At 65.0% G+C, this 24521-nt stretch carries 25 protein-coding genes; 17 read left to right on the top strand and 8 right to left on the bottom strand.

Going from position 1 to position 24521, the window contains the following annotated elements:
- Positions 1–19 precede the first annotated feature (19 nt).
- The gene (locus ABB26_RS11380; RefSeq protein WP_057634396.1) at positions 20–919 is read right to left on the bottom strand and encodes a DUF2167 domain-containing protein; all 900 of its coding nucleotides are present in this window, start codon (positions 917–919) and stop codon (positions 20–22) included.
- 90 nt (positions 920–1009) lie between these two features.
- On the bottom strand, positions 1010–1549 hold the full coding sequence (locus ABB26_RS11375; protein ID WP_057634202.1) for a gamma carbonic anhydrase family protein: 540 nt from the start codon (positions 1547–1549) through the stop codon (positions 1010–1012).
- A 238-nt stretch (positions 1550–1787) separates the two neighbouring features.
- Here ABB26_RS11375 and ABB26_RS11370 point away from each other — a divergent pair, with 238 nt between their 5' ends.
- The 5 genes from ABB26_RS11370 to ABB26_RS11350 all read left to right on the top strand — a co-directional run bounded on the left by ABB26_RS11370 (position 1788) and on the right by ABB26_RS11350 (position 6183).
- The gene (locus ABB26_RS11370; protein ID WP_057634201.1) at positions 1788–2372 is read left to right on the top strand and encodes a hypothetical protein; all 585 of its coding nucleotides are present in this window, start codon (positions 1788–1790) and stop codon (positions 2370–2372) included.
- Between the two features lie 11 nt (positions 2373–2383).
- Positions 2384–2581 carry a helix-turn-helix transcriptional regulator gene (locus ABB26_RS11365; RefSeq protein ID WP_057634200.1) on the top strand — a complete coding sequence of 66 codons (198 nt, stop codon included), beginning with the start codon at positions 2384–2386 and terminating at the stop codon, positions 2579–2581.
- A 75-nt stretch (positions 2582–2656) separates the two neighbouring features.
- The gene (locus tag ABB26_RS11360) at positions 2657–4207 is read left to right on the top strand and encodes an alpha/beta hydrolase (RefSeq protein WP_161809042.1); all 1551 of its coding nucleotides are present in this window, start codon (positions 2657–2659) and stop codon (positions 4205–4207) included.
- Between the two features lie 30 nt (positions 4208–4237).
- Positions 4238–4993 carry an ABC transporter ATP-binding protein gene (locus tag ABB26_RS11355; RefSeq protein WP_057634197.1) on the top strand — a complete coding sequence of 252 codons (756 nt, stop codon included), beginning with the start codon at positions 4238–4240 and terminating at the stop codon, positions 4991–4993.
- Positions 4990–6183: an ABC transporter permease gene (locus ABB26_RS11350; protein WP_057634194.1), complete on the top strand. Its 1194-nt coding sequence runs from the start codon at positions 4990–4992 to the stop codon at positions 6181–6183. The genes ABB26_RS11355 and ABB26_RS11350 overlap by 4 nt, the downstream gene beginning before the upstream one ends.
- A gap of 379 nt (positions 6184–6562) precedes the next feature.
- Here ABB26_RS11350 and ABB26_RS11345 read toward each other — a convergent pair whose 3' ends face one another.
- Together ABB26_RS11345 and ABB26_RS11340 are read right to left on the bottom strand one after the other, a co-directional pair.
- Positions 6563–7567, bottom strand: coding sequence for an energy transducer TonB (locus ABB26_RS11345; protein WP_057634190.1), 1005 nt, complete (start codon positions 7565–7567; stop codon positions 6563–6565).
- Positions 7568–7765: 198 nt separating this feature from the next.
- Positions 7766–8317 carry a TIGR00645 family protein gene (locus tag ABB26_RS11340; RefSeq protein WP_057634188.1) on the bottom strand — a complete coding sequence of 184 codons (552 nt, stop codon included), beginning with the start codon at positions 8315–8317 and terminating at the stop codon, positions 7766–7768.
- Between the two features lie 109 nt (positions 8318–8426).
- Between ABB26_RS11340 and ABB26_RS11335 the strand changes: the two genes are divergently transcribed.
- Positions 8427–9116, top strand: coding sequence for a glutathione binding-like protein (locus ABB26_RS11335; RefSeq protein ID WP_057634186.1), 690 nt, complete (start codon positions 8427–8429; stop codon positions 9114–9116).
- Between the two features lie 63 nt (positions 9117–9179).
- Here the strand turns inward: ABB26_RS11335 and ABB26_RS19185 are convergent, their stop codons facing one another.
- Positions 9180–10487, bottom strand: coding sequence for a WD40 repeat domain-containing protein (locus ABB26_RS19185; protein WP_057634184.1), 1308 nt, complete (start codon positions 10485–10487; stop codon positions 9180–9182).
- 103 nt (positions 10488–10590) lie between these two features.
- Between ABB26_RS19185 and ABB26_RS11325 the strand changes: the two genes are divergently transcribed.
- The 3 genes from ABB26_RS11325 (at position 10591) to ABB26_RS11315 (ending at position 15287) form a co-directional block, all read left to right on the top strand.
- Positions 10591–12816 carry a S9 family peptidase gene (locus tag ABB26_RS11325; protein ID WP_057634182.1) on the top strand — a complete coding sequence of 742 codons (2226 nt, stop codon included), beginning with the start codon at positions 10591–10593 and terminating at the stop codon, positions 12814–12816.
- 17 nt (positions 12817–12833) lie between these two features.
- A complete protein-coding gene (locus tag ABB26_RS11320) occupies positions 12834–13316 on the top strand; it encodes a Coa1/Tim21 domain-containing protein (protein WP_057634180.1) in 483 nt (160 codons plus the stop codon).
- Between the two features lie 177 nt (positions 13317–13493).
- Positions 13494–15287, top strand: a complete 1794-nt coding sequence (locus tag ABB26_RS11315) for a DUF885 domain-containing protein (protein ID WP_057634178.1) — start codon at positions 13494–13496, stop codon at positions 15285–15287.
- Positions 15288–15444: 157 nt separating this feature from the next.
- Here the strand turns inward: ABB26_RS11315 and ABB26_RS11310 are convergent, their stop codons facing one another.
- Positions 15445–15867, bottom strand: coding sequence for a hypothetical protein (locus ABB26_RS11310; protein ID WP_057634176.1), 423 nt, complete (start codon positions 15865–15867; stop codon positions 15445–15447).
- A gap of 142 nt (positions 15868–16009) precedes the next feature.
- Here ABB26_RS11310 and ABB26_RS11305 point away from each other — a divergent pair, with 142 nt between their 5' ends.
- The 4 genes from ABB26_RS11305 (at position 16010) to ABB26_RS11290 (ending at position 18557) form a co-directional block, all read left to right on the top strand.
- On the top strand, positions 16010–16258 hold the full coding sequence (locus ABB26_RS11305; protein ID WP_057634175.1) for a hypothetical protein: 249 nt from the start codon (positions 16010–16012) through the stop codon (positions 16256–16258).
- Positions 16259–16347: 89 nt separating this feature from the next.
- The gene (locus tag ABB26_RS11300) at positions 16348–17262 is read left to right on the top strand and encodes a bestrophin family protein (protein ID WP_057634173.1); all 915 of its coding nucleotides are present in this window, start codon (positions 16348–16350) and stop codon (positions 17260–17262) included.
- Positions 17263–17290: 28 nt separating this feature from the next.
- The gene (hemB, locus tag ABB26_RS11295; RefSeq protein WP_057634172.1) at positions 17291–18280 is read left to right on the top strand and encodes a porphobilinogen synthase; all 990 of its coding nucleotides are present in this window, start codon (positions 17291–17293) and stop codon (positions 18278–18280) included.
- 1 nt (position 18281) lies between these two features.
- Positions 18282–18557 carry a hypothetical protein gene (locus ABB26_RS11290; protein WP_057634169.1) on the top strand — a complete coding sequence of 92 codons (276 nt, stop codon included), beginning with the start codon at positions 18282–18284 and terminating at the stop codon, positions 18555–18557.
- A gap of 177 nt (positions 18558–18734) precedes the next feature.
- On the opposite strand, the gene ABB26_RS11285 is transcribed toward ABB26_RS11290, so the two are convergent.
- Entirely contained in the window at positions 18735–19613 is an 879-nt protein-coding gene (locus ABB26_RS11285) for a TolB family protein (RefSeq protein WP_057634168.1), read from the bottom strand.
- A gap of 53 nt (positions 19614–19666) precedes the next feature.
- On the opposite strand from ABB26_RS11285, the gene aroE reads away from it, so the two are divergent.
- The 4 genes from aroE (at position 19667) to ABB26_RS11265 (ending at position 23546) form a co-directional block, all read left to right on the top strand.
- Complete coding sequence (aroE, locus tag ABB26_RS11280; RefSeq protein WP_057634167.1) at positions 19667–20515, top strand: shikimate dehydrogenase; 849 nt, start codon at positions 19667–19669, stop codon at positions 20513–20515.
- Positions 20516–20523: 8 nt separating this feature from the next.
- A complete protein-coding gene (locus tag ABB26_RS11275; protein ID WP_057634165.1) occupies positions 20524–20880 on the top strand; it encodes a hypothetical protein in 357 nt (118 codons plus the stop codon).
- A 75-nt stretch (positions 20881–20955) separates the two neighbouring features.
- Positions 20956–23055 (top strand): ATP-dependent DNA helicase DinG, encoded by a 2100-nt coding sequence (dinG, locus tag ABB26_RS11270; protein ID WP_057634163.1) that lies wholly within the window; start codon positions 20956–20958, stop codon positions 23053–23055.
- 77 nt (positions 23056–23132) lie between these two features.
- Positions 23133–23546 (top strand): hypothetical protein, encoded by a 414-nt coding sequence (locus tag ABB26_RS11265; protein WP_057634161.1) that lies wholly within the window; start codon positions 23133–23135, stop codon positions 23544–23546.
- 241 nt (positions 23547–23787) lie between these two features.
- Here the strand turns inward: ABB26_RS11265 and ABB26_RS11260 are convergent, their stop codons facing one another.
- Positions 23788–24168, bottom strand: a complete 381-nt coding sequence (locus tag ABB26_RS11260) for a DUF1761 domain-containing protein (protein WP_057634393.1) — start codon at positions 24166–24168, stop codon at positions 23788–23790.
- Positions 24169–24521 lie beyond the last annotated feature (353 nt).

The raw sequence follows: 24521 nt of genomic DNA, 5'->3' as shown, positions 1-24521 counted from the left end.
GGCCGGGCCGGGCGGGGGATCAGCCTGCGCTGTTCTTGTCGCGCTTGCCGCCGAACAGCTTGCCGATGCTGCCACCCAGGAACAGCACGCCGACCAGCAGCAGCTTCCAGAACTTGGCCAGCAGCAGGCCGATCTTGGCGAACAGGCCAGCCTTGGCCGCCAGCCCGCCGCCGATCAGCGTGGCCACGCCATAGGCGGCGACCTTGTCGGTGCTGGGGTTGTGGTCGGCATAACGTGCGCCTTCGTTGAACTCGGTCATCGGCAGCAGGCGGTCCATGCCTTCGCGCACCATGCCGACCTCGGACATGCTGGAGACCGCGTTGAGGCTCAGGTAACCCTGCCGGCCCAGCACGCGGATGTCATAGTTCAGAACGTGCTTGGGCGTATCGTTGAAGGCAATCTCGCGTGCCCAGTGCAGCTTCTTGCTGGCGGCGTCATAGCGTGGCGGCACCGCCCAGCCAACCAGGTCGAGCGTGCCGTAGCCGGCCTTCTCGCGTTCGGGATTGGCGTCGCGGATGGCGCCCTGCATGTCGCCGAGCAATTCGTCGTAATCGATCTTGTGCGCGTCCTCATCGGACACATAGCCGTCATCGGAGTAGGTGACCACCACCGCCCAACTGTCATCGGCGGTCAGTGCCGGCGAGCGCGGCACGATCAAGCCCAGCACGCTGTCGTCGGGCGGGTTGCCCCACATGTCTTCCAGCACGCGGCGTGCGTCGGCCTTGTCCAGATACCGGAACTCGTTGTCCAGGTTGAAATGGGCCTTGGCCTCGGGCACATCGATCTGCCCGGAACGGAACTGCAGTGACTGCACGAACTGCTCGGCCGTCATGCCCTCTTCTTCCTGGGCAGCGGCGACAAACGGAACCAGCAACAACAGCGACGCCACGGCCAGCAGGCCCAGCGTCCTGAACTTCATCGACTTCATGTCAATCCCTCATTGGGCGTCCCCACGCCCGGACGCGCAGTTTGCACGTCCCGCCGCCGCGCCGACAACCGATGCCGGGTGTCAGCCCTGCATGCCGCGGTACTGGTCCTTGACCTTGACGTAGTGATCAGCCGAATAGCGCAGGCCTTCGATGTCTTTTTCGCTGAGCTGACGCATCAGCCGCGCCGGGTTGCCGGCCCACAACTCGCCGCTGCGTACCACCTTGCCGGGGCCGACCACCGCACCTGCGGCGATGAAGGCGTTGGCTTCGATCACCGCGCCGTCGAGGATGCAGGCACCCATGCCGATCAGGCAGTAATCGCCAATCGTGCAGGCGTGGATGATGCAACCGTGGCCCACGGTGACGCCTTCGCCGATCAGGGTCGGGTAGCCGCCCTTGTTGTAGGGGCTGTCATGGCTGACGTGGATGACCGTGCCATCCTGCACGTTGGTACGCGCACCGATGCGGATGTAGTTCACATCGCCGCGGATCACCGTACCGGGCCAGATCGAGGCGTCATCGCCGATGACGACATCGCCGATCACCGTGCATGCCGGATCCACGTAAACACGCTCGCCGACGACGGGCATCTTGTCCAGGAAGGGGCGTAGGGCGGTCATGGATGAAGCTCTTTCAGTGAACGGGGTGCGGCGCAATGATAGCGCGCGGGGTCGCGGGGCTGGTCGGGAGGGTCTGGCCATGCCTGATGGCTGCGGTATTGCGCTGATGGGGCAACGCTTCGGGTTTCTGTGCAGACCGTTCCACGTGTAAAGGGAGCTTGACAGGTCTGGGATTGCCACGGCAGGATGTGTCAAGCGTCCTTTACATGCATTTCGCACGCAGCTACCGGGGTCGGAGATGAGCCGTAACGTGCAGTCGATGTGGTTGCTTTCCAGTGCCGCGCTGCTCGCCGGCGCAGGGGTCGTGGTGATGCAGTTGGTGCAGTTCTCCGCCAATGCAAAGCTGTCCGGCACCTTGTTCGGCATTGCGGCCGGGCTGGGCATCGCCGCGATGCTGCGGCGCTGGATGCCCGATGGTTGTGATGCCGCACCGCCCGCGCTGCGCAAACGCTATACCCGCGAAGTCATCATCGCCATGCTCGCGTATGTGGTGCTGCTGGTGGTGTCGATCCTGCTGCTCAAGCAGGTCGAAGGTGCACCGCTGCGTGCGCTGATCGCGCTGCTGCCGGTACCTCCCATCGTGTTGGTGCTGCGGGCGATGATCCGCTACATCCGCGATGTCGATGAGCTGCAGCAACGCATTGAACTGGAAGCAGTGAGCTTCGCCACGGCGTTCGTGTCGCTGGTATACCTGACCGGGGGCTTCCTGCAGTCGGCCAAGGTCATCGATGTGCCGTCGAATGTGGCGATGATCTGGGTGTTCCCGCTGGTCTGCCTGGCCTACGGGTTGGCCAAGGCCGTGGTCGCACGGCGTTACAACTGAGGTGGCGGCAGATGGATAACCGCCTGCGTGAGCTGCGCGACGCTGAAGGGTGGTCGCAAGGGGAATTGGCCGAACGCCTGGAAGTATCGCGGCAGACGATCAATGCCCTGGAAACCGGCAAGTATGATCCCAGCCTGCCACTGGCGTTCCGCATCGCACGCCTGTTCGGGGTGCGGATCGAGGAAATCTTCTTTCCGGATGTCACATAGCCACCCCGGGCACGTCTGGGTAATGGCAGAACCGTTGTTTGTTTCCTAAAACCAATCGTGGGGGCTGTTCCGATGATGTCCCGCAAGACCCAAACCCTCCTGGCGATAGCCGTTGTCGCCGGCCTTGTTGGCTACCGCATGACGCGGCCGGCTGCCGATACCGACGCGCCGGGCGCCACCACGCCGGTCGCCGAGGAATCCACTGCCGCGGGCAAGCCCCTGGCGCTCGGCAACCTGCAGTTCCAGCCGTGCAGCATCAGCTCTTCCTTCAGCAAGGACAGCCTGGAAGCGCAGTGCACCACCTTCGAGGTACCTGAAGACCGCGCCAACCCGACGGGCCGCAAGGTGCCGCTCAACATCGCCTGGCTGGCGCCGGAGAAGGAGGGAGACCTGCTGCCGGATCCGCTGTTCTTCCTGGCCGGTGGCCCGGGTCAGTCGGCGGTGGACAGTTTCCAGCAGATCGCGCCGGCGTTCAAAGAGCTGCGCAAGCGCCGCAACGTGATCCTGGTGGACCAGCGCGGCACCGGCAAATCCAACCTGCTGGCCTGTGAAGCATCGCCGGAGGCGGTGAGCTCACCGCAGTCGTACGAGCCGGAAGCGTTTGCGGCGGAAGCGGCCAAATGTGCGGCGGAACTGTCGAAGAAGGCCGACCTGCGCCACTACACGACCACCGAAGCGGTCGCCGACCTGGACACGGTACGCCAAGCCATCGGCGCGGCGCAGATCAATCTCTATGGCGTGAGCTACGGCACGCGTGTGGCCCAGCAGTACGCCATGCGTCATCCGCAGGCCACGCGCAGCATCGTGCTCGATTCGCCGGTGCCCAACAGCCTGCAGCTGGGCAACATTTTTGCCCGCAACCTCGATGATGCACTGGCGCTGCAGTTCGCCCAGTGCAGCAACGTCGCCTCGTGCAAGGACAAGCTCGGAGATCCACGTGCCGAACTGGACGCCCTGCTCGCCAGGCTGCGTGCGCAGCCGGTGACCGTGACCTACCGCGATGCGGCCAGCGGCGAACAACGCGAAGGTCAACTCACCGCGGAGACCGTGGCCGGGCTGGTGCGCATGTACGCCTACATGCCGGCCGCAGGTGCATTGCTGCCCAAGCTGATTCATGAAGCCGGTGCAGGGCGCTACGAGGACCTGATGGCGCTGACGCAGATGCTGCAGAGTGACATGAAGGACAGCATGGCCATGGGCATGCAGTTGTCGGTGGTCTGCAGCGAGGATGGCGAAAGCATGACCGGTGCCGGTGGTGACGAAGGCACCGTGCTTGGTAACCAGATGGCGCAGGGCATGGCCGCGATGTGCAAGGTATGGCCGAAGGGGACTGCGCCGGCCGATTTCCATCAGCCGTTGGCCACGCAGGTACCAGCACTGGTGTTGGCGGGTGAGTTCGACCCGGTCACGCCGCCGCGTTACGGCGAAGAAGTGGTCAAGCATCTTCCCAACAGCCGTTTGTTCGTGCTGCGCGGCCAGGGCCATGCGGTACTCGGTGCGGGCTGCATGCCCAAGCTGTTCGCCCAGTTTGTTGAAAAGGCTGATGCCAAGTCACTCGATGGCGCCTGCCTGGACAAGCTCAACTACGTGCCGCCGTTCACCAGCTTCAATGGCTGGGAACCGTGACGTCATCGCATTGCCAAGGAATCCGCTGAAATGATCGTTGCAGAACGACTCCGCAAGACCTTTCCCGGCAAGGGCAAGGACAAAAGCCCGGTGATCGCCGTGGACGATGTGGGCTTCACCGCCCATGACGGCCAGATCACCGGCCTGCTAGGCCCCAATGGCGCCGGCAAGACCACCACGCTGCGCATGCTCTACACGTTGATGACGCCGGAGAGTGGTCGCGTGCTGGTGGATGGCATCGACCCCGCCGTCGACCCCAACGCCGTGCGCCGCAGCCTGGGAGTGCTGCCTGACGCACGCGGCGTCTACAAGCGCCTGACCGCACGCGAGAACATCGATTACTTCGGTGAACTGCATGGCATGTCGTCGGCCGACATCGCCGCACGCACCGTGCGCCTGGCCGCGGCACTGCAGATGGAGGATTTCCTCGATCGCAGTACCGAGGGTTTCAGCCAGGGCCAGCGCACCAAGACCGCCATCGCACGCGCGCTGATCCACGACCCGCGCAATGTCATCCTCGACGAACCCACCAACGGCCTGGACGTGATGACCACCCGCGGCCTGCGAGGGTTCCTCAAGGAGCTGCGCGAGGAAGGGCGTTGCGTGATCTTCTCCAGCCACATCATGCAGGAGGTAGCCGCGCTGTGTGACCGCATCGTCATCGTCGCGCATGGCCGCGTGGTCGCGCAGGGCACGCCGGACGAGCTGCGCGAACAGGCGCACGAATCCAACCTGGAAGATGCGTTCGTGAAGTTGATCGGCAGCGAAGAGGGCCTGCACGCATGAGCCGGATTGGATTCTTCAGCAACATGTGGACGGTGATGCGCAAGGAGCTGCGCGATTTCTCCCGTGACCGTCGTACCTTCCTGCTGACCTTGTTGACCGCGCCACTGCTGTATCCGTTGTTGTTCCTGGGCATGAACAAGCTCACCAACCTGCGTGCCGAAACGCAGCTGGACAAGGACATGACCGTGCCGGTGGTTGGCATGCAGCAGGCGCCGAACCTGGTGGCTTTCCTTGCCAGCCGTGGCATCAACGCGACGGAAGCGCCGAAGGATTTCGAAGCCCGCATCCGCAGCCAGAAAGAAGACGTGGCCTTGGTGATAGCTCCGGATTTTGCCGATGACTGGCATGCCGGCAAGCCGGCCAAGGTGGAGATCGTGGCCGACACCACGCGCCGTACCGGTGAGGTGCAGGTGGCGCGCGTGCGCGCCACGCTGACCGAGTATGGCCAGTCGGTAGGTGCGTTGCGTCTGCTTGCACGCGGCGTCAGCCCGATGGTGGCGGCACCGGTCAATGTCGGTACCCGCGACCTGGCCACGGCCGAGGCCAAGCGCGGCATCTTCCTGTCCATCGTGTTGCCGCTGGTGCTGATGTTGTTCGCCTTCGTCGGGGGCTCGCATCTGGCAATGGACACGACGGCGGGCGAGCGTGAGCGGCAATCGCTGGAGCCGTTGCTGGCAACGCCGGCATCGCGCAGTGCGCTGGTCAGCGGCAAGATGCTGGCTGCCGTGGTACTAGGCTTGGCGTCGATGCTGCTGATCCTGCTGTCGTTCAAGCTCAGTGCGAGCATTGGCAGTGGTGCGGCGCGCTCGTTGGATGTCAGCTTCGCGGCGATGGGCAAGCTGCTGGTGATCCTGCTGCCGCTGGTGTTGATCGGAACCGCATTGCTGACCTGTCTGTCGGCCAGTGCCAAGAGCATGAAGGAAGCACAGAGCCACATGGTGTGGTTGATGATGCTGCCGATGCTGCCCGGTTATGCGCTGATGGCCTACCCGCTGAAAGACACGCAGTTGTGGCAGTACGCGGTGCCATTCCTGTCGCAGAACCAGATGCTGGTGAAAGTGACGCGCGGTGAGATGCCGTCCGCGCAGCAATGGGCGGTGTATCTGGGGGCGTCGGCATTGTTGGCGGTGCTGCTGTGGCTGATCGCGGTATGGCGTTATCGCCAGGAGCGGTTGGCGATTTCGGGCTGATTGGCCGGAGCTGGTTTTGTGTGGAAGGCCCGGAGCGATCCGGGCCTTTTTTTTGCAAAGCCATTGAGGATCGGGCCGAGGGAATGCAAAAGCAGCCAAAGCAGCTCTCAATCCCCTTCCGGGCCCTTTCTCCCGCGCGGAAAAGGGACAAAGAACAGCAACTATGGTTGCCTTCACCTGTGCTCCCAGCTGCAGGATCAGGAAGCAAGAATGCACGGATCAGCTCCCCTCTCCCACCTGCGGGAGAGGGGGAAGGGCAAGCTTTCTGCTTCTCTGACGTGCTCCTTGCGGCAGCGTGCAATCACTCGCACCCGACCCCGTCCAAAGAAAAAAGCCCGGATCGCTCCGGGCTTTCGCTCCACGGCAATGAACCAACCGCTTACTTGTTCGGCGCAAACGCCAAAGTACGACGCGTGGTCACCGAACTGGCAATCGGTTCGAACTTCCAGCGGCGTACCGCGCTCAATGCTTCGCGGTCGAAGACACGGGCAGGCGTTGCACGCAGCACACGGGCGTCGGTGACCGAACCGTCGGTGCCGATGGTGAGTTCCACCAGCACTTCACCGGAGGTGCCCGAACGCAGGGCGTCGGCCGGGTAACGCGGGGCCGGCGTACTGACCGCACGCAACGACGGGGCGGCAGCAGCGGGCTTGGGTGCGGCGACCTGGGCAGCCGCCTGCGCCGCGCTGCGCTGCTCGGCCTCACGGCGCGTAGCGGCCAGGCGCTCGGCCTCAACGCGCTCGCTTTCCTTGCGCGCGGCTTCCTGCTTGGCCGCCAGCTGCTGGGCGGCGCTTGCCTCGGCGGCCTGCTGTTGGGCCATGCGCTGCTGTTCGACCTGCTGCTTGGCGCGGTTCTCGGCGTCCTTCTTGGCCTTGTCGGCTTCTTCGACCGTGCGCTTCTCGGCCACCTGCATGGTGCTGGTGATGCCCTGCTTCAGACGCGGCAATGCCGGCGCGGTCGGGTCCACCTTTTCCACCAGCGCGATCAGGCGTTGTGCTTCGGTGAAATCCTCACGGCCCAGGGCCTGCTCGGCGGCAATCAGCGTGTAGGGCTGCAGATCGGTGAGCGCGTTCCTGATCGATGCATCGTCCGGCAACTTGTCGCGCAGGACCAGGTAGTACTCCATCGCGTTGTCGCCGGCCGGGGCGTACATGCGGTTCTCACGCAGTGCGGTGCTGGCCGAATCGCGCAGCTGCGTGGTGTCCATTGCCTGCACCTTGTTGGATACCGGCGCTTCGGCGGGTGCGGCGGCGGGTGCAGGAGCTGCGGTACCGGCAGCAGCGGCCGGCGTGGTTTCATCCTTGCCGGAACAGGCGGCCAGCGTGGCCAGCAGAAGCGCGGGCGCGAACAGGCGCGCCTTGCCTTGAATTGCGACGTACGACATCAAACATCCCCTTGAATCGACGAACGTGGACTGCCTGTGCCCGGTGGGCAGTGTGGACGCGGCATTTCCCGATGCCGCGCCGATAGGCAACGTAGCGCGAATCTAGCACCGCCGACCCGGCCTGCGGGAGGGGGCATGCCCAACAAGGGGAAAAAGTGATGGGCGTCACGCTGTGATGGCGCCCATCCGTGACGGACCTCAGTGCGTGGCGCTGGGCTTGCTGTGACCGTTGGACATCAGCTTGTCGGTCCAGGCAATGCCAATGGCCGACAGGATGAAGACGCAGTGGATGATGGTCTGCCACAGCACACCGGCTTCGGTGTACTTGCTGCCCTCGCTGCCCAGCGTGCCGATTTCGATGAAGGTCTTGAGCAGGTGGATCGAGGAGATGCCGATGATCGCCATGGCCAGCTTGACCTTCAACACCGAAGCGTTGACGTGGCTCAGCCACTCCGGCTGATCCGGATGGTTGTGCAGGCGCAGGCGCGAGACGAAGGTTTCATAGCCGCCCACGATCACCATCACCAGCAGGTTGGAGATCATCACCACGTCGATCAGGCCCAGCACCGCCAGCATGATCAGCTGCTCGGTCAGTTGGGTGGCCGAATGGATCAGGTGCCACAGCTCCTTGCCGAACAGGAACACATAGACGCATTGCGCCAGGATCAGGCCCAGATACAACGGCAGCTGCAGCCAGCGTGAAGCGAAGATCAGCGAGGAGAGCGGACTCAGGGAAGTGTTCGAAGACATTGGAAGGAATGCTGCGTTGCAGGAAAGGACGCAGATTACCGGGCTGTTTTAACCCTGCCAAGCAGGGCGCGTGGCTACACTCCAAGGCCCGTCTGCTGGAGCTTTCCCGATGATCGACCTGTACTACTGGCCCACGCCCAACGGACACAAGATCACGTTGTTCCTGGAGGAAACCGGGCTGGATTACCGCCTGCACCCGGTCAACATCGGCAAGGGTGACCAGTTCCTGCCGGAGTTCCTGGCCATTTCGCCCAACAACAAGATGCCGGCCATCGTCGACCACGCCCCGGCCGATGGCGGCGCACCCCTGAGTGTGTTCGAGTCCGGCGCGATCCTGCTTTACCTGGCCGAGAAGACCGGCCGCTTCCTGCCGCCCGACCTGCGCGGCCGTGCCGCCACGCTGGAATGGCTGTTCTGGCAGATGGGCGGGCTGGGGCCGATGAGCGGGCAGATGGGCCACTTCAACGTGTACGCGCCCGAACGCATTCCCTATGCCATCGAGCGCTATGACAGCGAGGTGCGACGCCTGCACCGGGTGATGGACAAGCGTCTGTCCGAATCCAAATACCTGGCCGGCGAGGAGTACGGCATCGCCGATATGGCCAGCTACCCGTGGATCGGCGCCTATTCCAAGCTGCCGGCCGATTTCGTGGCGTTCCCGCACCTGGGCCGTTGGCACCAGGCCATTGCCGAGCGCCCGGCCACGCAACGCGCCTACGCCATCGGCCCGACCGTCAACCCGGACGCGGGCCAACCGCTCAGCGATGAGGAACGAAGGCAGCTGTTCGGACAGCGTTGAGCCTGGGCTGTCCGCACCGGCATGCCGCCCCTCCGGCGGCCTGCCGGCCTGCGGAAGCGGTACTCACCACGCCAACGGCGAGGCTTCCTGCTTCCAGAACAGCCAGCGGCACACTTCGCGATGCGCACGTGCCCCGACCTGCTCGGGATTGGCCTCGGCGGAGTGCAGGTCGATCAGATGCACGGTGCCGGAGAAACTGCCCACGGCCAGCATGCGACCGTCGGCCGAAGTTGCCATCGCACTGAGGGTGCTGCCGACATGCTGCTTCCACAGCAGTGTTCCCGTGGCATCCACGGCCCGCAGATAGCCGTAGGCGTCGCCCAGCACCAGCCCGCCGGCGACCGGCGCACTGGCATAGATGCGGCCACCGGGATCGACCACGCGGACCGCCGGGTGGTCTTCATAGAAGTCGGTGTCGATGCGGTCGAAGGCATCAATGTCCACGGCAATGGTGGCGCCGTTGTAGAAATGGCAGGCGTTGAGCGCCACCTGGCGGCCATCGGCGAAGAAGGCGGCGTGATGGGGATACTCGCCATGCGGCCCGATCTCGCAGACGGCCTGGCCATGGCCATCGAAGATCCGGTGGCGACCATCCTGCTGGCCACAGGCGATCCAGCGGCCGTCGGGTGACACCGCGGCATGGACCATGTCCAGACGCACCGGGCAGGGGTCCTCGTCGTCCGCCTGTTCCTGCAGTTCAGCCGCCGTCGGCAACAGCCGCTGGATGCCGTCCTGACGGCACAGGAATACGCCGTCAGCGCGTACCACCACGGCCCGCAGGCCGTCGTTGAAGGGAATCAGCTGCTGGATGACCGCATCGTCTTCGGCCAGGTCCGCCAGCGTGGGCGGCAGCGCCTCGTCGCGTGGTGGAAGCGGCAGCTCGGCGATGGGGCCGGGTTCGCCGCCGCGCATGATGCGCAGGCGACCATCGCCGGCCAGGGCAATGAGCTGCCGATCCGGGCTGGCGCCGAACATCGCCACGTCGGGCAGCGTACGGGTCTCCAGGCCCCGTACCATCCATACCTGGCCCGGTTCGTACCAGGCACCGGTACGGACCAGCAGGCTGCCGTCCGGCAACCATGCCAACGCGCCGATGCCCTGGGCATTGTCCTCCAGCAGGGGTTGGGTGGCTTCGTGCAGCGGCGGCCACTGGCTGCGGAACGTAGCCAGCGTCGCGGCGTCCCGCTGGGCATTGGCCGCGCGCAGTTGCTCCATCAACAGCGGCAGCAACGGCGACAGTTCCGGTGGGTCATCGGGCTGGCCCATGCCCTCCCAGTCGCATGCATCGCCACGGGCGACATAGTCATTGAGGTGGCGGGCATAGGCGTGGACGGCGGTCTGCCAGTGCGGATGCGGGGACGAATCGGTCATGACAACGTGTAGTGGCTCACGGGAAGCAGGACTTTCGATGGAAGCACAGTGCGTCCCGGTTCGCTAGGATGGTCCGATCCGTGCTGTCTACGACAGGAATTCCATGCGCCCCTTGTTCATTGCCCTTGCCCTGATGCTCACCACGCCCGCCGTCCACGCTGAGAAACTCACCCTTGAGGCCATCACCGGCAACGCGCCGTTGTCCGGCCCCACGCTGATGAAGCCCAAGGTCGCGCCGGACGGTTCGCGGGTCACCTTCCTGCGCGGCAAGGACAGCGACGTCAAGCAGCTGGACCTGTGGGAATACGACATCGCCAGCGGCCAGACCCGGCTGCTGGTGGATTCCAAGGTCGTGCTGCCCGGCACCGAGACCCTGAGCGATGCCGAAAAGGCGCGCCGTGAGCGCCAGCGTATCGCCGCCTTCAGCGGCATCGTTGATTACCAGTGGTCGCCGGACGGCAAGACCCTGCTGTTCCCGCTGGGCGGCGAGTTGTACCTGTACGACCTGGGCAAGCAGGGCCGCGACGCGGTACGCCAGCTCACCCACGGTGAAGGTTTCACCACCGATGCCAAGCTCTCGCCCAACGGCGGCTTCGTCAGCTTCGTGCGCGAGCGCAACCTGTGGGTGATCGACCTGGCCAGTGGCAAGCAGCTGCAGTTGACCCGCGATGGCAGCGCGGTCATCGGCAACGGCGTGGCCGAGTTCGTCGCCGACGAGGAAATGGACCGTCACACTGGCTACTGGTGGGCGCCGGACGACTCCGCCATCGCTTTCGCCCGTATTGATGAATCACCGGTGCCGGTGCAGAAGCGTTACGAAATGTACGCCGACCGCGTGGAGATGATCGAACAGCGTTACCCGGCTGCCGGCGACAAGAACGTGCTGGTGAAGCTGGGCGTGGTCGCGCCGCGCGATGGTGCCGCGCCGACGTGGGTGGATCTGGGCAAGGACCAGGACATCTACCTGGCCCGCGTCACCTGGCGCGATCCGCAGCACCTGACCTTCCAGCGCCAGAGCCGCGACCAGAAGCAGTTGCAGTTGATCGAAGCCAACCTGGCCGATGGTGGGCAGCGCACGCTGGTCACCGAGACCAGCAAGACCTGGGTGCCGCTGCACAACAGCCTGCGCTTCCTCAAGGATGGCCGTTTCGTGTGGTCGTCCGAGCGCAGCGGTTTCGAGCATCTGTATCTGGCCAGCGCCGACGGCCGTCAGCTGACCGCGCTGACCTCCGGCAACTGGCCGGTGGACGAACTGCTGGCGGTGGATGAGGTGGCCGGCAATGCCTACTTCCGCGCCGGCGTGGAATCCCCGCTGCGCAGCGAGATCTACGCCGTGCCGTTGGCCGGCGGTGCGCTGAAGAAGCTCTCGCACAGCACCGGCATGCACAGTGCCACGTTCGCCAAAAACGCCAGCGTCTATGTCGACAGCTGGTCCAACCACACCACGCCGCCGCAGATCGAGCTGTACCGTGCCAATGGCGAAAAGATCGCCACGTTGCTCGACAACAATCTGGCCGACCCCAAGCATCCGTATGCGCGTTATCTCGATGCACAGCGCCCGGTCGAGTACGGCACGCTGACCGCTGCCGATGGCAGGACCGAACTGAACTACAGCCTGGTCAAGCCGGCCGGTTTCGACCCGGGCAAGAAGTACCCGGTGGCGGTGTACGTGTACGGCGGCCCGGCCTCGCAGACCGTGACCGACAGCTGGCCCGGCCGTGGCGACCATCTGTTCAACCAGTACCTGGCGCAGCAAGGCTACGTGGTGTTCTCGCTGGACAACCGTGGCACCCCGCGTCGCGGGCGTGATTTCGGTGGCGCGCTGTACGGTGTGCAGGGCACGGTGGAAGTGGCCGATCAGCTCAAGGGCGTGGAGTGGCTGAAGTCGCAGCCGTGGGTGGATGGCAAGCGCATCGGCGTGCAGGGCTGGTCCAACGGTGGCTACATGACCTTGATGCTGCTGGCCAAGGCATCGGATCAGTACGCCTGCGGTGTGGCCGGTGCACCGGTCACCGACTGGGGCCTGTATGACACGCACTACACCGAGCGCTACATGAACCTGCCGGCGGCCAACGTGGCCGGTTATACCGAAGGCCGCGTACTGACCCACATCGACGGGCTGACCTCGCCGCTGCTGCTGATCCACGGCATGGCCGATGACAATGTGCTGTTCACCAATTCGACCAGCCTGATGAGCGCCCTGCAGAAGCGCGGCCAGCCGTTCGAGTTGATGACCTACCCCGGTGCCAAGCACGGCCTGTCCGGTGCCAATGCCTTGCACCGCTATCGCATCGCCGAGAACTTCCTGGGCCGTTGCCTCGCACCGTGATTGGAGCCGGACAGGGAATGTCGACCAACCCACCGCCACTGCCGGGCAGCCTGCCCGGCAAGCCGCCGCAGAACTGGCTGCAACGCAACCTCAAATGGGTATTGCCGTTGCTGATGCTGGCAGTGACGGCAGTCTTCGTGTGGTTGTTCTGGCGCGGTTACCACCGGATGGAAGGGCACATGCGACAGGATTCGCCCTACCTGGAGGCGATGAAGCGCGCCTCCTCCTCGGAAGAAATGACGACCGTGCTGGGGACGCCATTGCAGGTGATGTTGCTGGAGGTGGATGGCGCCATCGAGGGCGACGCCGTCCTGCCGAGCACCTACCGCTTCAATGCCAAGGGCCCCAAGGGCGGCGCCCGCATCGTCGCCGAGGCGCGCCGGGTGGAGCGGCGCTGGATCTATGACCGCTTCGACGCTGATGTCGAGGGCTGGAACGTGCGGCTGGACCTGCGTACGGATGACGAAAAGGCGTGCGCCGGGCGGCTGCACTGCAATTGACGCCGGCGTGGGGCAAGGGTTGGTAGTCCCAGCCCTTTCCCTTCGCCTTTCCCTTTGCCGCAGGCAGTGCGGCGGGCGCTTTCAGCACGCAGGTACCGCTCCACGTGTGCGCCTCATGGCCCTTGTCGCACCGGCATTGACTGCGTAGGGTCACGGCACTGACTTCAGGAGCCGTGCATGAAACCCCTCGTCCTTGCCGTTGCCCTCGCTCTGGCCGCACCACTGCCCTTGAAGGCGGCCACCGCCGCACCCGCCGCCAAGGCCAGTCCGGCCGCACCCGCCTGGGTCGCGCACAGCAATGAACTTGCGCAGATCCTGTTGCAGGCACAGGCACCGTTCCAGCCGGAAATGGCCAGTTTCTTCGGCGTGCCGGGTTACGACGACAAGGTCGCCGATCTGGGTCCTGACTACACCGGCCGTTACCGCACCGCGCTGGGTAAGGCGCGCGAGCAGCTGCGTGAGAAACTGCAGCTCGAACGCGACCCGAACGTACGCCAGGATCTGGAAATCATGATCGGCGCGGCCGAGCGCAATATCGAAGGCAGCACGCTCAACGAGCAGCATCTGATGCCGTGGGTGGATGTGCCGCAGACCGTGTTCAGCGGCCTCAACAACCTGCTCTCCGACCAGGTCCCGGCGCCACGTCGGGCCAAGGCACTGGACCGGCTCAAGGCCTATCTCGGCCAAGCGCCTGGCACGCAGCCAATGGCCACGCTGGCGCGCCAGCGCTACGAAGAAAAGAGCGGTACACCCAACCTGCTGCAGCCGACCCGGATCGAAGTCGACCAGGCACTGGCCAACGTCGATACCTACATCGCCGGCATCGGCAAGTTGTTCGCCAAGTACAAGATCGAAGGCGCCGACGCCTCTTTGGCCGAGTTGTCCACGCAGATGAAGGACTACATCGCCTGGACGCAGAAGGACGTGCTGCCGAACGCGCGTACCGACACGCGCCTGCCGGCCGAGCTGTACGCGTTCCAGCTCAAGGAAGTGGGCGTGGACATCGACCCGGCGTTGCTGATGCAGCGTGCGCAGCTGGAATACATGGAAACCCGCGCGATGATGCGCCAGCTGGCACCGCTGGTGGTGCAGGCCAAGCGCCTGAAGGTCGCTGACCCGAACGACTATGCCGCGGTGATCCGCGCGCTGAAGCAGGACAAGATCAACAACGATCAGCTCGAATCGCACTACCGCGGTGTGATCGATGCCATCGACCCGATCATCCGCAAGCAGGGCATCGTCGATGTGCCGCAGCGCCCGCTGCAGATGCGCCTGGGCAGTGAAGCCGAAAGCGCCGCGTCGCCGGCACCGCATTACCTGCCGGCGCCGCTGGTGGGCAACACCGGCCAGCAGGGGACTTTCGTGTTGCCGCTGGGCAATCCGGCCTCGGGCGAGAAAGCGCAGTACGACGACTTCAACTTCGGTTCGGCGGCATGGACCTTGAGCGCGCATGAAGGCCGCCCCGGACATGACCTGCAGTTCGCGGCGATGGTCGAGCGGGGCATCTCGCTGGCGCGCACCCTGTTCGCGTTCAACTCGGTCAATGTTGAAGGCTGGGCGCTGTATGCCGAGGCGGAGATGGTGCCGTTCGAGCCGTTGGACGGGCAGATGATCGCGCTGCAGTTCCGCCTGCTGCGTGCCGCACGCGCGATGCTGGACCCCATGCTCAACCTTGGCCTTACCGATCGTGAGCGCGCCCGCAGCGTGCTGGTGGATGGGGTGGGTTTGTCCGAGGCGATGGCCACCCAGGAGCTGGACCGCTACACCGTGCGTGCGCAGGGACAGGCCAGCAGTTACTTCTACGGTTACACGCGGATCATGGAACTGCGCATGCAGACCGAACTGGCGCTGGGTAACAAGTTCGACCGGCTGGCGTTCAACAACTTCCTGCTCGACCAGGGCCTGCTGCCGCCGGACCAGCTGGCCAAGGCGGTCAATGAAGTGTTCGTCCCCGCACAGCGGAAGAAATAAACAACAAGGGCGCCGCAAGGCGCCCTTGTTGTTTCCGTAGGAATGGCTTCCGCCGCAAAGCCGGCGGAGGTCGAAGCCACCAAGGTGCCAGCCATCGCGAAACGCCGCCGCGCTGGCTGGGTCCAGGAGCTTTGAGGCTCAAGCCGCTCCTGCGGGATTACCTTCCCGCGCCCGGCGGCACCCAGATCGCCACGCCGGCAGCGCGCTTCTGCTGGGTCGGGATGCCGACACTCAGGCCGCCGGCGGTGTGCCGGCCGTAGCTGCCGGCACCAACCGACATGCCAACCGGCGAGCCGCCCGAACCCACACCCATCAGGATCACCCCGTTGGCGCCCAGCGCCGCCGCTTCGCGCTTGAGCCGGGCGATGGCGGCGTCGGTCTGGCCCTGGGTGCCGAAACCGACCGCGCTGGAGGATTCCAGCTGCGCGATTTCCACCGAACCGGGTGGCGGGGTGGAATAGATCTGCACGCTGGCCGGGTCCACCGGTGCGCGGGCCTGGCCCAGCATCACCTTGGAGGTACTGGCACAGCCGGCCGTGGCCAGGACGATGCCCAGTGCGAAGGCAAGCGGTAGTTTCATGGTTTCACTCCCCGATGATCGGTGTTTGCGGATGATCCGCGCGGACGGGTGAATTGACCGCGAATGCACGGTTTACTACCTGGGTACTTGAATACGCTCGTTTCCGGGCTATCTTGCTGACAGTGACGTAAGGAAAAAAGCCATGGGATTGATCAGTCTGGTATGGGGCATTGTGGCACTGCTGTGGATGGTGCTGGCGTTCATCCCGCTGCTGGGCTGGGGCAACTGGTTCCTGATCCCGTTTGCCGCGGTCGGTGCGGTCATTGCCGCCATCGGCCTGCTGTTCACCCACGCCAGCAAGCGTGGCCGGGCCAAGACCGGGTTGGTGCTCAACGCGGTGGTCATCGTGGTCGGGGTGATCCGGCTGAGTATCGGCGGCGGCTTCATCTGAGGCCTTTGCGGGGCGAAGCCGCCTTGTACAGGCGGGGGGCGTAAAATACTGCGGTTGACCGGGCACACGCCTGGCGTGATTGCGTCCTGATGATCATCCGTCCCCGCCCCAATGGCTGGCAGCTGCTGTACATCCTGCGCGGCTCCATCGTGCCGGCCATCGCCCCCAAGGTGCTGGCCATCGGCGCATTGGCCGTGGCCGTGGCCGCATTCGAGCGTTACTGGCATCCGTTTGGCCGCGACGGGGTCACGGTGGTGCCGTTCACCCTGCTTGGATTGGTGCTGTCGATCTTCCTGAGCTTCCGCAACAGCGCCTGCTACGACCGCTGGTGGGAAGGGCGCAAGCTGTGGGGACAGCTGTTGATCGAATCACGGGGCTTCGCCCGCGAGGCCGGTGCGCTGCTGGCCGCCGAGCCGGAACTGCGTGCGCGTGCTTCGCAACTGGTGATCGCTTTCGCCCATGCCCTGGCGGCGCGCCTGCGCGGCGCGGACCAGGTGGCGGCTGCTGCACCGTGGTTGGCCGCAGACCAGATGGCGGTGCTGGAACGACGCAACATTCCGGATGGCCTGCTCGCGCAGCTGGCCCGGGAACTGGCGCTGCCGCTGCGCGAAGGTCGGCTCGATCCGTATCTCTACGGCCAGTTCGAGGCACGCCTGCATGGCATGTCCAGCGTGCAGGCCGCCTGCGAACGCATTGCCGGCACACCGCTGCCATTCGCTTACACCTTGCTGCTGCACCGCTGCGCGTGGCTGTTCTGCGTACTGCTGCCGTTTGGTCTGGCGGGTGCGCTGGGCTGGGCCACGCCGGTGGTGTCGATGCTGCTGGCCTACGCGTTCTTCGGTCTCGACCAGCTGGGCGAGGAAATGGAAGAGCCGTTCGGGCTGGAGCCCAACGACCTGCCGCTGGATGCGATGGTGCGTACCATCGAAATCGATGTATTGGATGCGCTGGGCGACCGGCCGATCCCCGAACCACTGCAGCCGCAGGGCTACCAGCTGCGCTGATCACCGTTTTTGAATCAAGGAGTCTTCCATGGGCCATCCCCATTACCGCCCGCGCCGCATGCGCCACGATGAGTTCTCGCGCCGGCTGATGCGCGAGCACACGCTCACCAGCAACGACCTGATCTGGCCGGTGTTCGTGCATGAGTTGGCCGGGCGCGCGCCGGTGGGTTCGATGCCGGGCGTGGACCGCATGTCCATCGACGAACTGCTGCGCGAGGCCGAGCAGGCGCTGGAACTGGGCGTGCCGGTGATCGACCTGTTCCCGGTGATCGACCCGTCACGCAAGACCCTCGATGCGGCCGAAGCGTGGAATCCCGATGGCCTGGCGCAGCGGGCCATCCGCGCGCTGAAGTCACGCTTCCCCGAACTGGGCGTGATGACCGACGTGGCGCTGGACCCGTACACCACGCATGGCCAGGACGGCATCATCGACGAGCGTGGCTACGTGCTCAACGAGATCACCGTGGAGGCGCTGGTCAAGCAGTCGCTGTCGCATGCGCAGGCCGGCGTGGACATCGTGTCGCCGTCGGACATGATGGACGGCCGCATCGGTGCGATCCGCGCCGCGTTGGATGCCGCTGGCGACATCAACGTGCGCATCATGGCGTATTCGGCCAAGTACGCCTCGGCGTTCTATGGTCCGTTCCGTGATGCGGTGGGCAGCTCGGGCAACCTGGGCAAGGCCGACAAGAAGACCTATCAGATGGACCCGGCCAACAGCGACGAGGCGATGCGCGAGATCGCGCTGGACCTGGAAGAGGGCGCGGACATGGTCATGGTCAAGCCGGGCATGCCGTACCTGGATATCGTGCGCCGGGTGAAGCAGGAGTTCGGCGTACCGACGTTCGCGTATCACGTCAGTGGCGAGTACGCGATGCTCAAGGCGGCGGTCGCCAACGGTTGGCTTGACGAGCGCAGCTGCGTGATGGAGACGATGATCGGCTTCAAGCGTGCCGGTGCCGACGGTGTACTGACCTACTACGCGCCGCAGATCGCGCGTTGGTTGAAGGAGGCTTGATATGAACGTCCCCGGCCTGGAGAGCTACAACTGGGTGGTATGGATCCTGGGCGTGCTGGCGTTTGCGGTGGTGATCGGCGTGGTCATTGCCGCCATCGTGCGCGCCTCGCGGCGTCCGCCGGAACTGCACTCGGCCGCCGAGCGCCTGCAGCGCGAAGCGCCGCAGAAGCCGGAGGTGGATGCGAAGCTGCGCGAGCTGAACCTGTTGAAGGAGCGCGGGCAGCTGGGTGAGGCCGAGTACGAGAAGCGACGGGCCGAGGTATTGGCCGGGCATTGAGGCTGGGTGGGGGCCCAAGGTCTGAGACGGGAGCAGAAAGCCCCCTCTGACCGGCCTGCATGCTCTGCCCCCTCCTTTGCGCCGTAGGCGTAGGGGAGGGGTAGCTTCCAAGCAGACTCTCCGCAACACCACCCAGCCTCTACGGGAACTCCCCGGCGCGAACTGAAACACCCCAACTCAACGGCAATCGTCGCTGCCGTCTACCGTGGGTGCCTTCATCCGATAAATATCCAGGCCACCGGCGCGCGGTGCACGTGCCTTGCCGCTGACCACCAGTTCGCTGGGCTTGTTGGCGTCGATCAACGCGCCGCGTGTTTCGCTCCCGGCGGTATTGAACGACAGCGACAACAACGCCGCCTCGCTCCATTGCCGCTGACGGCACTGCGATACCCACAGCTGCGTGCCGCCCTGCGTATTGGTGCGTGCGAACACCACCGCGCGGCCGCCGCCGAGCCAGCTGCCATCCACTTCATCGGCGGCGGTGTTGATGCCGGCCATCCCTACCGGCGCGGCAAAGTCATCGCCGTCGCGTGCGGCTGCCCACAGGTCCCAACCGCCGGTGCCGCCACTGCGGTTGCTGGCAAACAGCAGGCGACCGTTGTCAGCCACGGCCGGCGAGCGTTCGTCCTGGCGGCCATTGACGGTGTTGCCCAGTGGCTGGGCTGCACCGATGTCGCCATTGGCGGCCAGCGGGGCGCGGTACAGATCAAAACCACCGCGGCCGCCCTTGCGGTTGGAGGCGAAGTACAGCCAGCGGCCGTCGGCGCTGAAGAACGGGTCGACCTCGTCGGAGGCGCTGTTGAGCGCCAGCGGTTGCGGGTCCATCCAGCGCTTGTCCCGCAGCGTGGCCTGCCACAGGTCCCAACCACCGACACCCCCTTCACGGTTGCTGGCCCAGAGGATGCGCTGGCCGTCGGTGCTGACCGTGGCGCGCAGCTCATCGGCGCGGCTGGAGACCATGCCCATGCCTTCAATGCCGAATTCGGAAAGCGCCGAGGCTGCCGGGGTAAAGAGTAGACTCGCAGTCAGCGCGAGCAGCAGTGGTCGGGTCCGCATGAAGGTTCCGCAGGCAAGAATCGCGTCCAGTCTAGGTCATGCAGAGGATCCCCATGAGCGCTCCCCGTTACGCCGTATTCGGTCAGCCCATCGCCCATTCGCAGTCGCCACGCATCCAGTCCGCGTTCGGCAAGGCGCACGGTATCGCCGTGGATTACCGTGCCATCGAGGCCTCGCCTGAAGGGTTCCCTGCCGCACTGGAGGCCTTTGCCGCCGATGGCGGTGTGGGTGCCAACGTGACCCTGCCGCACAAGGAAGCAGCGTTCGCGCTGTGTACCACCACGACTTCGCGTGCGCAGCGGGCTGGCGCGGTCAACACGCTGCTGCGCAAGGGCGAGCGCTGGCACGGCGACAACACCGACGGCATCGGTCTGGTACGTGACCTCACCGGCCGTCATGGTCTGGATCTGCGTGGTCGCCGCGTGCTGCTGCTGGGGGCCGGAGGCGCCGCGCGTGGTGTCGCACCGGCGCTGCTGGATGCCGGCATCCTGGAACTGGTCGTGGTCAACCGCTCGCCGGAACGCGCCGATGCGCTGGTTGATGCGATGAGCGAGCCGGGCCGTGCCATCTCCGCATACTGGGAGGCGCTGCGCGAGCAGGGCGACTTCGAGTTGATCATCAACGCCACCTCCGCCGCGCGCGGCGAAGGTACCGGTTTCAACCTACCGCTGTCGCTGATCAACAGCATGACCACGGCGGTGGACCTGAACTATGGTGAGGCGGCGATCCCGTTCCTGGCCTGGGCACGTGCCGCCGGGTGTCGCAACAGTTTTGACGGGCTCGGCATGCTGGTTGAACAAGCTGCCGAGAGCTTCCAGCAATGGCACGGCATGCGCCCGGAAACCGATGCCATCTACGCCGAGCTGCGCGGTCGTGACGCGCTGCTGGTCACGGCGGACTGAGCGCGGGCATGGACAACAGCACCCTGCTGCAGAGTCTGCTGATGACGGTGGGTTATCGGTTGCCGATCCTGATCGCGCTGGGCGTGGCGCTGGTAATGCTGATGGATACGCCCCGCAGCCGCGCGCGCAGCGTGGCCATGAGCGCATTGGTGATGCTGATGCTGGCCGCCCTGGTCGGCGCGGGCTTGAACGTGCTGCCGCTGCTGCTGATCGCTGCCGGCAATTTCAATGGTTTGAGTGGGCTGAATACGCTGCTGAACATCAGCCAGGTGGCGGTGGCGCTGACCCAGGCGGCCGGGTTCATCCTGTTGGCCTGGGCGTTGGTGCAGGCCTTGCGGCGTCCGCTGCCACCCGGAAAACCCTGAGCCACCAGCGCATTCGGTGAATGCGGGCGGGTATGGGAAAATGCCCGTCTTGATGAGTGCAGGTGGCAGGTTGGCGTGAGCGAAAAAGTAGAAGCACCGCGGACGTTGACCGAGGAACTGAAGGCCGGCATCCGCGACGCTTACGCCAAGCTGCAGGCCAACACACCGGGCTTCAGTACGCGCCGTTCGCAGAGCCAGATGATCGGTGTGGTGTCACGCGCGCTGGCCACCGGCGGCGTTGGCGTGGTGGAAGCACCCACCGGCGTCGGCAAGAGCCTGGGTTATCTCACCGCCGGTGTGCCGATCGCGCTGGCCAGCAAGAAGAAGCTGGTCATCAGCACCGGCACGGTGGCGCTGCAGTCGCAGCTGGTCGAGCGCGACATCCCCAATTTCCTCAAGTCCACCGGCCTGCAGGCCACGGTGGCGTTGGCCAAGGGCCGCACCCGCTACCTGTGCACGCGCAACGCCGCCGAAGCGCAGGGCGAGGGCGCGCAGGAGGGCATGTTCGGCGACGACGTGCAGCTCTACGACCGGCCGCTGGCGCCGATTGAAATGGACGTGGCCGAGAAACTGACCAAGGCCTTCATCGAAGGCCGCTGGAACGGCGATCTCGACAACGCTCCGGAAACCGTTTCGACCACCTTGCGCATGCGCATCACCACCCCGGCCTCGGCCTGTGCCGGCCGCCGCTGTGCCTACTCGGCGCAGTGCCCGGTGCTGCGTGCGCGCACCGAAGTACGCGACGCGCAGATCGTGGTGACCAACCACGCCCTGCTGCTGTCGGCGTTGTCCATCGGCGAGAGTGACAGCGGCCAACCATTGATTGCACCGCCCGGCGACATGCTGCTGGTGCTCGACGAAGGCCACCATATCGGCAACGTCGCCATCGACCAGGGCGCGGCCAACCTGCCACTGGACGACATGGCCAAGCGCACCGGCCGCCTGCAGATACTGATCGCGGGCGCCTATCGTGCGGTGGACAAGGACAAGATCGGCAATCTGTTGCCCAATGAAGCCATCGAAGTGGCTTCGCGCGTGAGCAAGCTGCTGAAGAGCTTTCGCGATGACATCGCCAACGTGTGGATTCCACAGCCGGATGATCGCGAACCGATGTGGCGCGCGGCCAACGGCCGTCTGCCCGAAGCCTGGAAGCAGCCCATCGAAGTGCTGGCCGATGAAACCCGCAGCCTGCTCAACTGGGCAACGGCGGCCACGTCCCTGGTTGCCAAGGGCAAGCCGGAGGATGCCGGTCATGAGCGCCTGCAGCGCAACCTAGGCATGGCGCTGGAGATGATCGAGCAGCAGTACAACCTGTGGGCCGGCTGGCGCCGCGAAGACAAGGAAGGTCAACCGCCGATCGCACGCTGGGTGACCCTGTCGCGCGAGGGCGACTACATCCTGCATTGCTCGCCGGTGTCGGCGGCGATGGTGCTGCGCAAGCTGCTGTGGGACGAAGTGAACTCGGTGGTGATGACCTCGGCCACGTTGACCGGTGGTGGTGATTTCCAGTCGCTGGCCATCGACAACGGCATTCCCGAAGAAGCGGAGATGGTGTCGCTGGCCTCGCCGTTCGACCTGCCGAACCAGGCCGAACTGATCGTCCCGCAGTTTCCGGTGACGCCGGATGACCGCGAGCGGCATCCCAAGGAAGTGGCCAAGTACCTGGCTGCTGAGCTGGACTGGGAGAAGGGCAGCATCGTGCTGTTCACCTCGCGCTGGAAGATGGAAAAAGTGGCCGAGCTGATGCCGGCCACGCTGCGCAAGAAGGTGCTGGTGCAGGGCGAAAGTGCCAAGCAGCGGATGATCGACGAACACCTCAAGCGCACCGCCGCCGGAGAGGGGTCGGTATTGTTCGGGCTCAATTCGTTTGGCGAAGGCCTGGATCTGCCCGGCGAAGCCTGCACCACGGTGGTCATCACCCAGGTGCCCTTTGCCGTGCCGACCGATCCGCAGACCTCGACCCTGAGCGAATGGTTTGAGAGCCGCGGGTTGAACTCGTTCAACCTGATCGCCATTCCGCATGCACTGCGCACGTTGACGCAGTTTTCCGGGCGCTTGATCCGTACCTCGACCGACACCGGGCGGGTGATCATCCTGGATTCGCGATTGCTGACGCGGCGCTATGGCAAGCGGATCATCGACTCGCTGCCACCGTTCAAACGGGTGATCGGGTGAGGGAAAGCGTGCCACCACTGGCGCTGCAAACCCCCGATACGTAAAGTTCGCCGCCTCCCCCTTACTGCCTGGCAACCATGCCTACCTTCAACGCCACCTTCCCTTGGGCAACCCAGCTGCAGCGCCTTCAGCAGCGCGAATCCGCATGGGCTTCGCTGGCGCTGTTTGACGCAGCGGGCCTGACTGATGCGGGCCGTGCGTTGGAGCAGCTGCTGCAGGCGGGGCAGGTGTTCGCGCAGAGTGACGTGGATGTGGGCCTGGTCGCCGATGAGCTGCGCCGTTACCAGAAGTTCGCACCGCCGGGACGACCGTCGGTGCAGATCGTGCAGCTGCGGCGCCAGCAGTCGACGGTGCAGCAGGCGCAGCGGATGGCGCGGCAGGCTTTCATCCGCCAGGCCGATGCCCTGGCGCGTGCGTTGCAGTTGGTGGTGCCGGTGAAGCTGGGTCCGGTGGTAACGGTCGAGCGCTGGTTGAAGACCCACCTCGCCTGACAGACGATCATGCAGCCGCAGCCGCAGCCGCAGCCGCAGTTGCTTTTGCTCTTGTAGTAGCAGTGGCTTTCCCTTCTCCCGCGTGCGGGACGAAGGGGATCGTTTGCGAACCAATGGTTCGCGATCCGATGAGTGCCCTTGCGTCAGCACGAGGGATGGGGCGCGGAGCGGGGGTAGGGGTGAGGGCGCTTCTGCTTTTTGCCTTCGCTGTTGCCTTTGACCTATCACGTTCTTCCGCAGCTCAATGCCACAACCCAAGAATCAAACCGAACAGCACAAACTGTGCGGTGTGGTAGCCGCCATCAATCGCCCACAGTTTGCCGCTGCGTTGTGCGAACTGATAGTTGATGCCAAAGCTGGCAGCGACCATGCCCAAGCCCACCACTGCGCCGCATAGCAGCGCCTTGCGCAGTTCCGGTGCCGGGCCCAGGAACCAGGCAAACGCAAACGCGGCCACCAGCGAGAACAGAAAGCTGATGCCGAACACTTTGGCGGGATGGCCCTGCGGCACTTCACCGCCGTTCTCGCGGTTCCAGGCACGGCCAAACAACGCGGGCGAATACCACAGCCCGCCGAGCAGAAAGCTGGAGACAGCGGCAAGCACTACGGCATACACGTTCATGCGTTTCCCCTCGTTCCCGATGATGCGTGCATCGTAGCGCTCCACGCACGGCCTGCGCAGCGTCCATCCGGGCCGTGAATCTCCGTGGAGGTGGCCTCGGCCGGCCAGACAGGTCCGCAAAGAAAAAGGCCGGTGGTTGCCCACCGGCCTTTTCCACCTCGTCGCACGTCTACAACACGCTTCGATCAGGCCTCCAGCGCGGCGGCGGGGCCAAAGAATTCATAACGGCTCTGCGCTTCGGGTACGCCGACATCGCGCAGCAGCTTCTTCACCTGGGCCATGAATGGCTTGGGGCCAAGGAAATAGGCGTCCATGCCGCGCGCATCCGGCAGCCACTGCTCCAGCAGTTCGCG

Source organism: Stenotrophomonas humi, assembly GCF_001431415.1.
GTDB classification, from domain to species: domain Bacteria; phylum Pseudomonadota; class Gammaproteobacteria; order Xanthomonadales; family Xanthomonadaceae; genus Stenotrophomonas; species Stenotrophomonas humi.
Note: the sequence above shows the minus strand (reverse complement) of the source record. Positions and strands in the feature narration are given on the sequence as shown.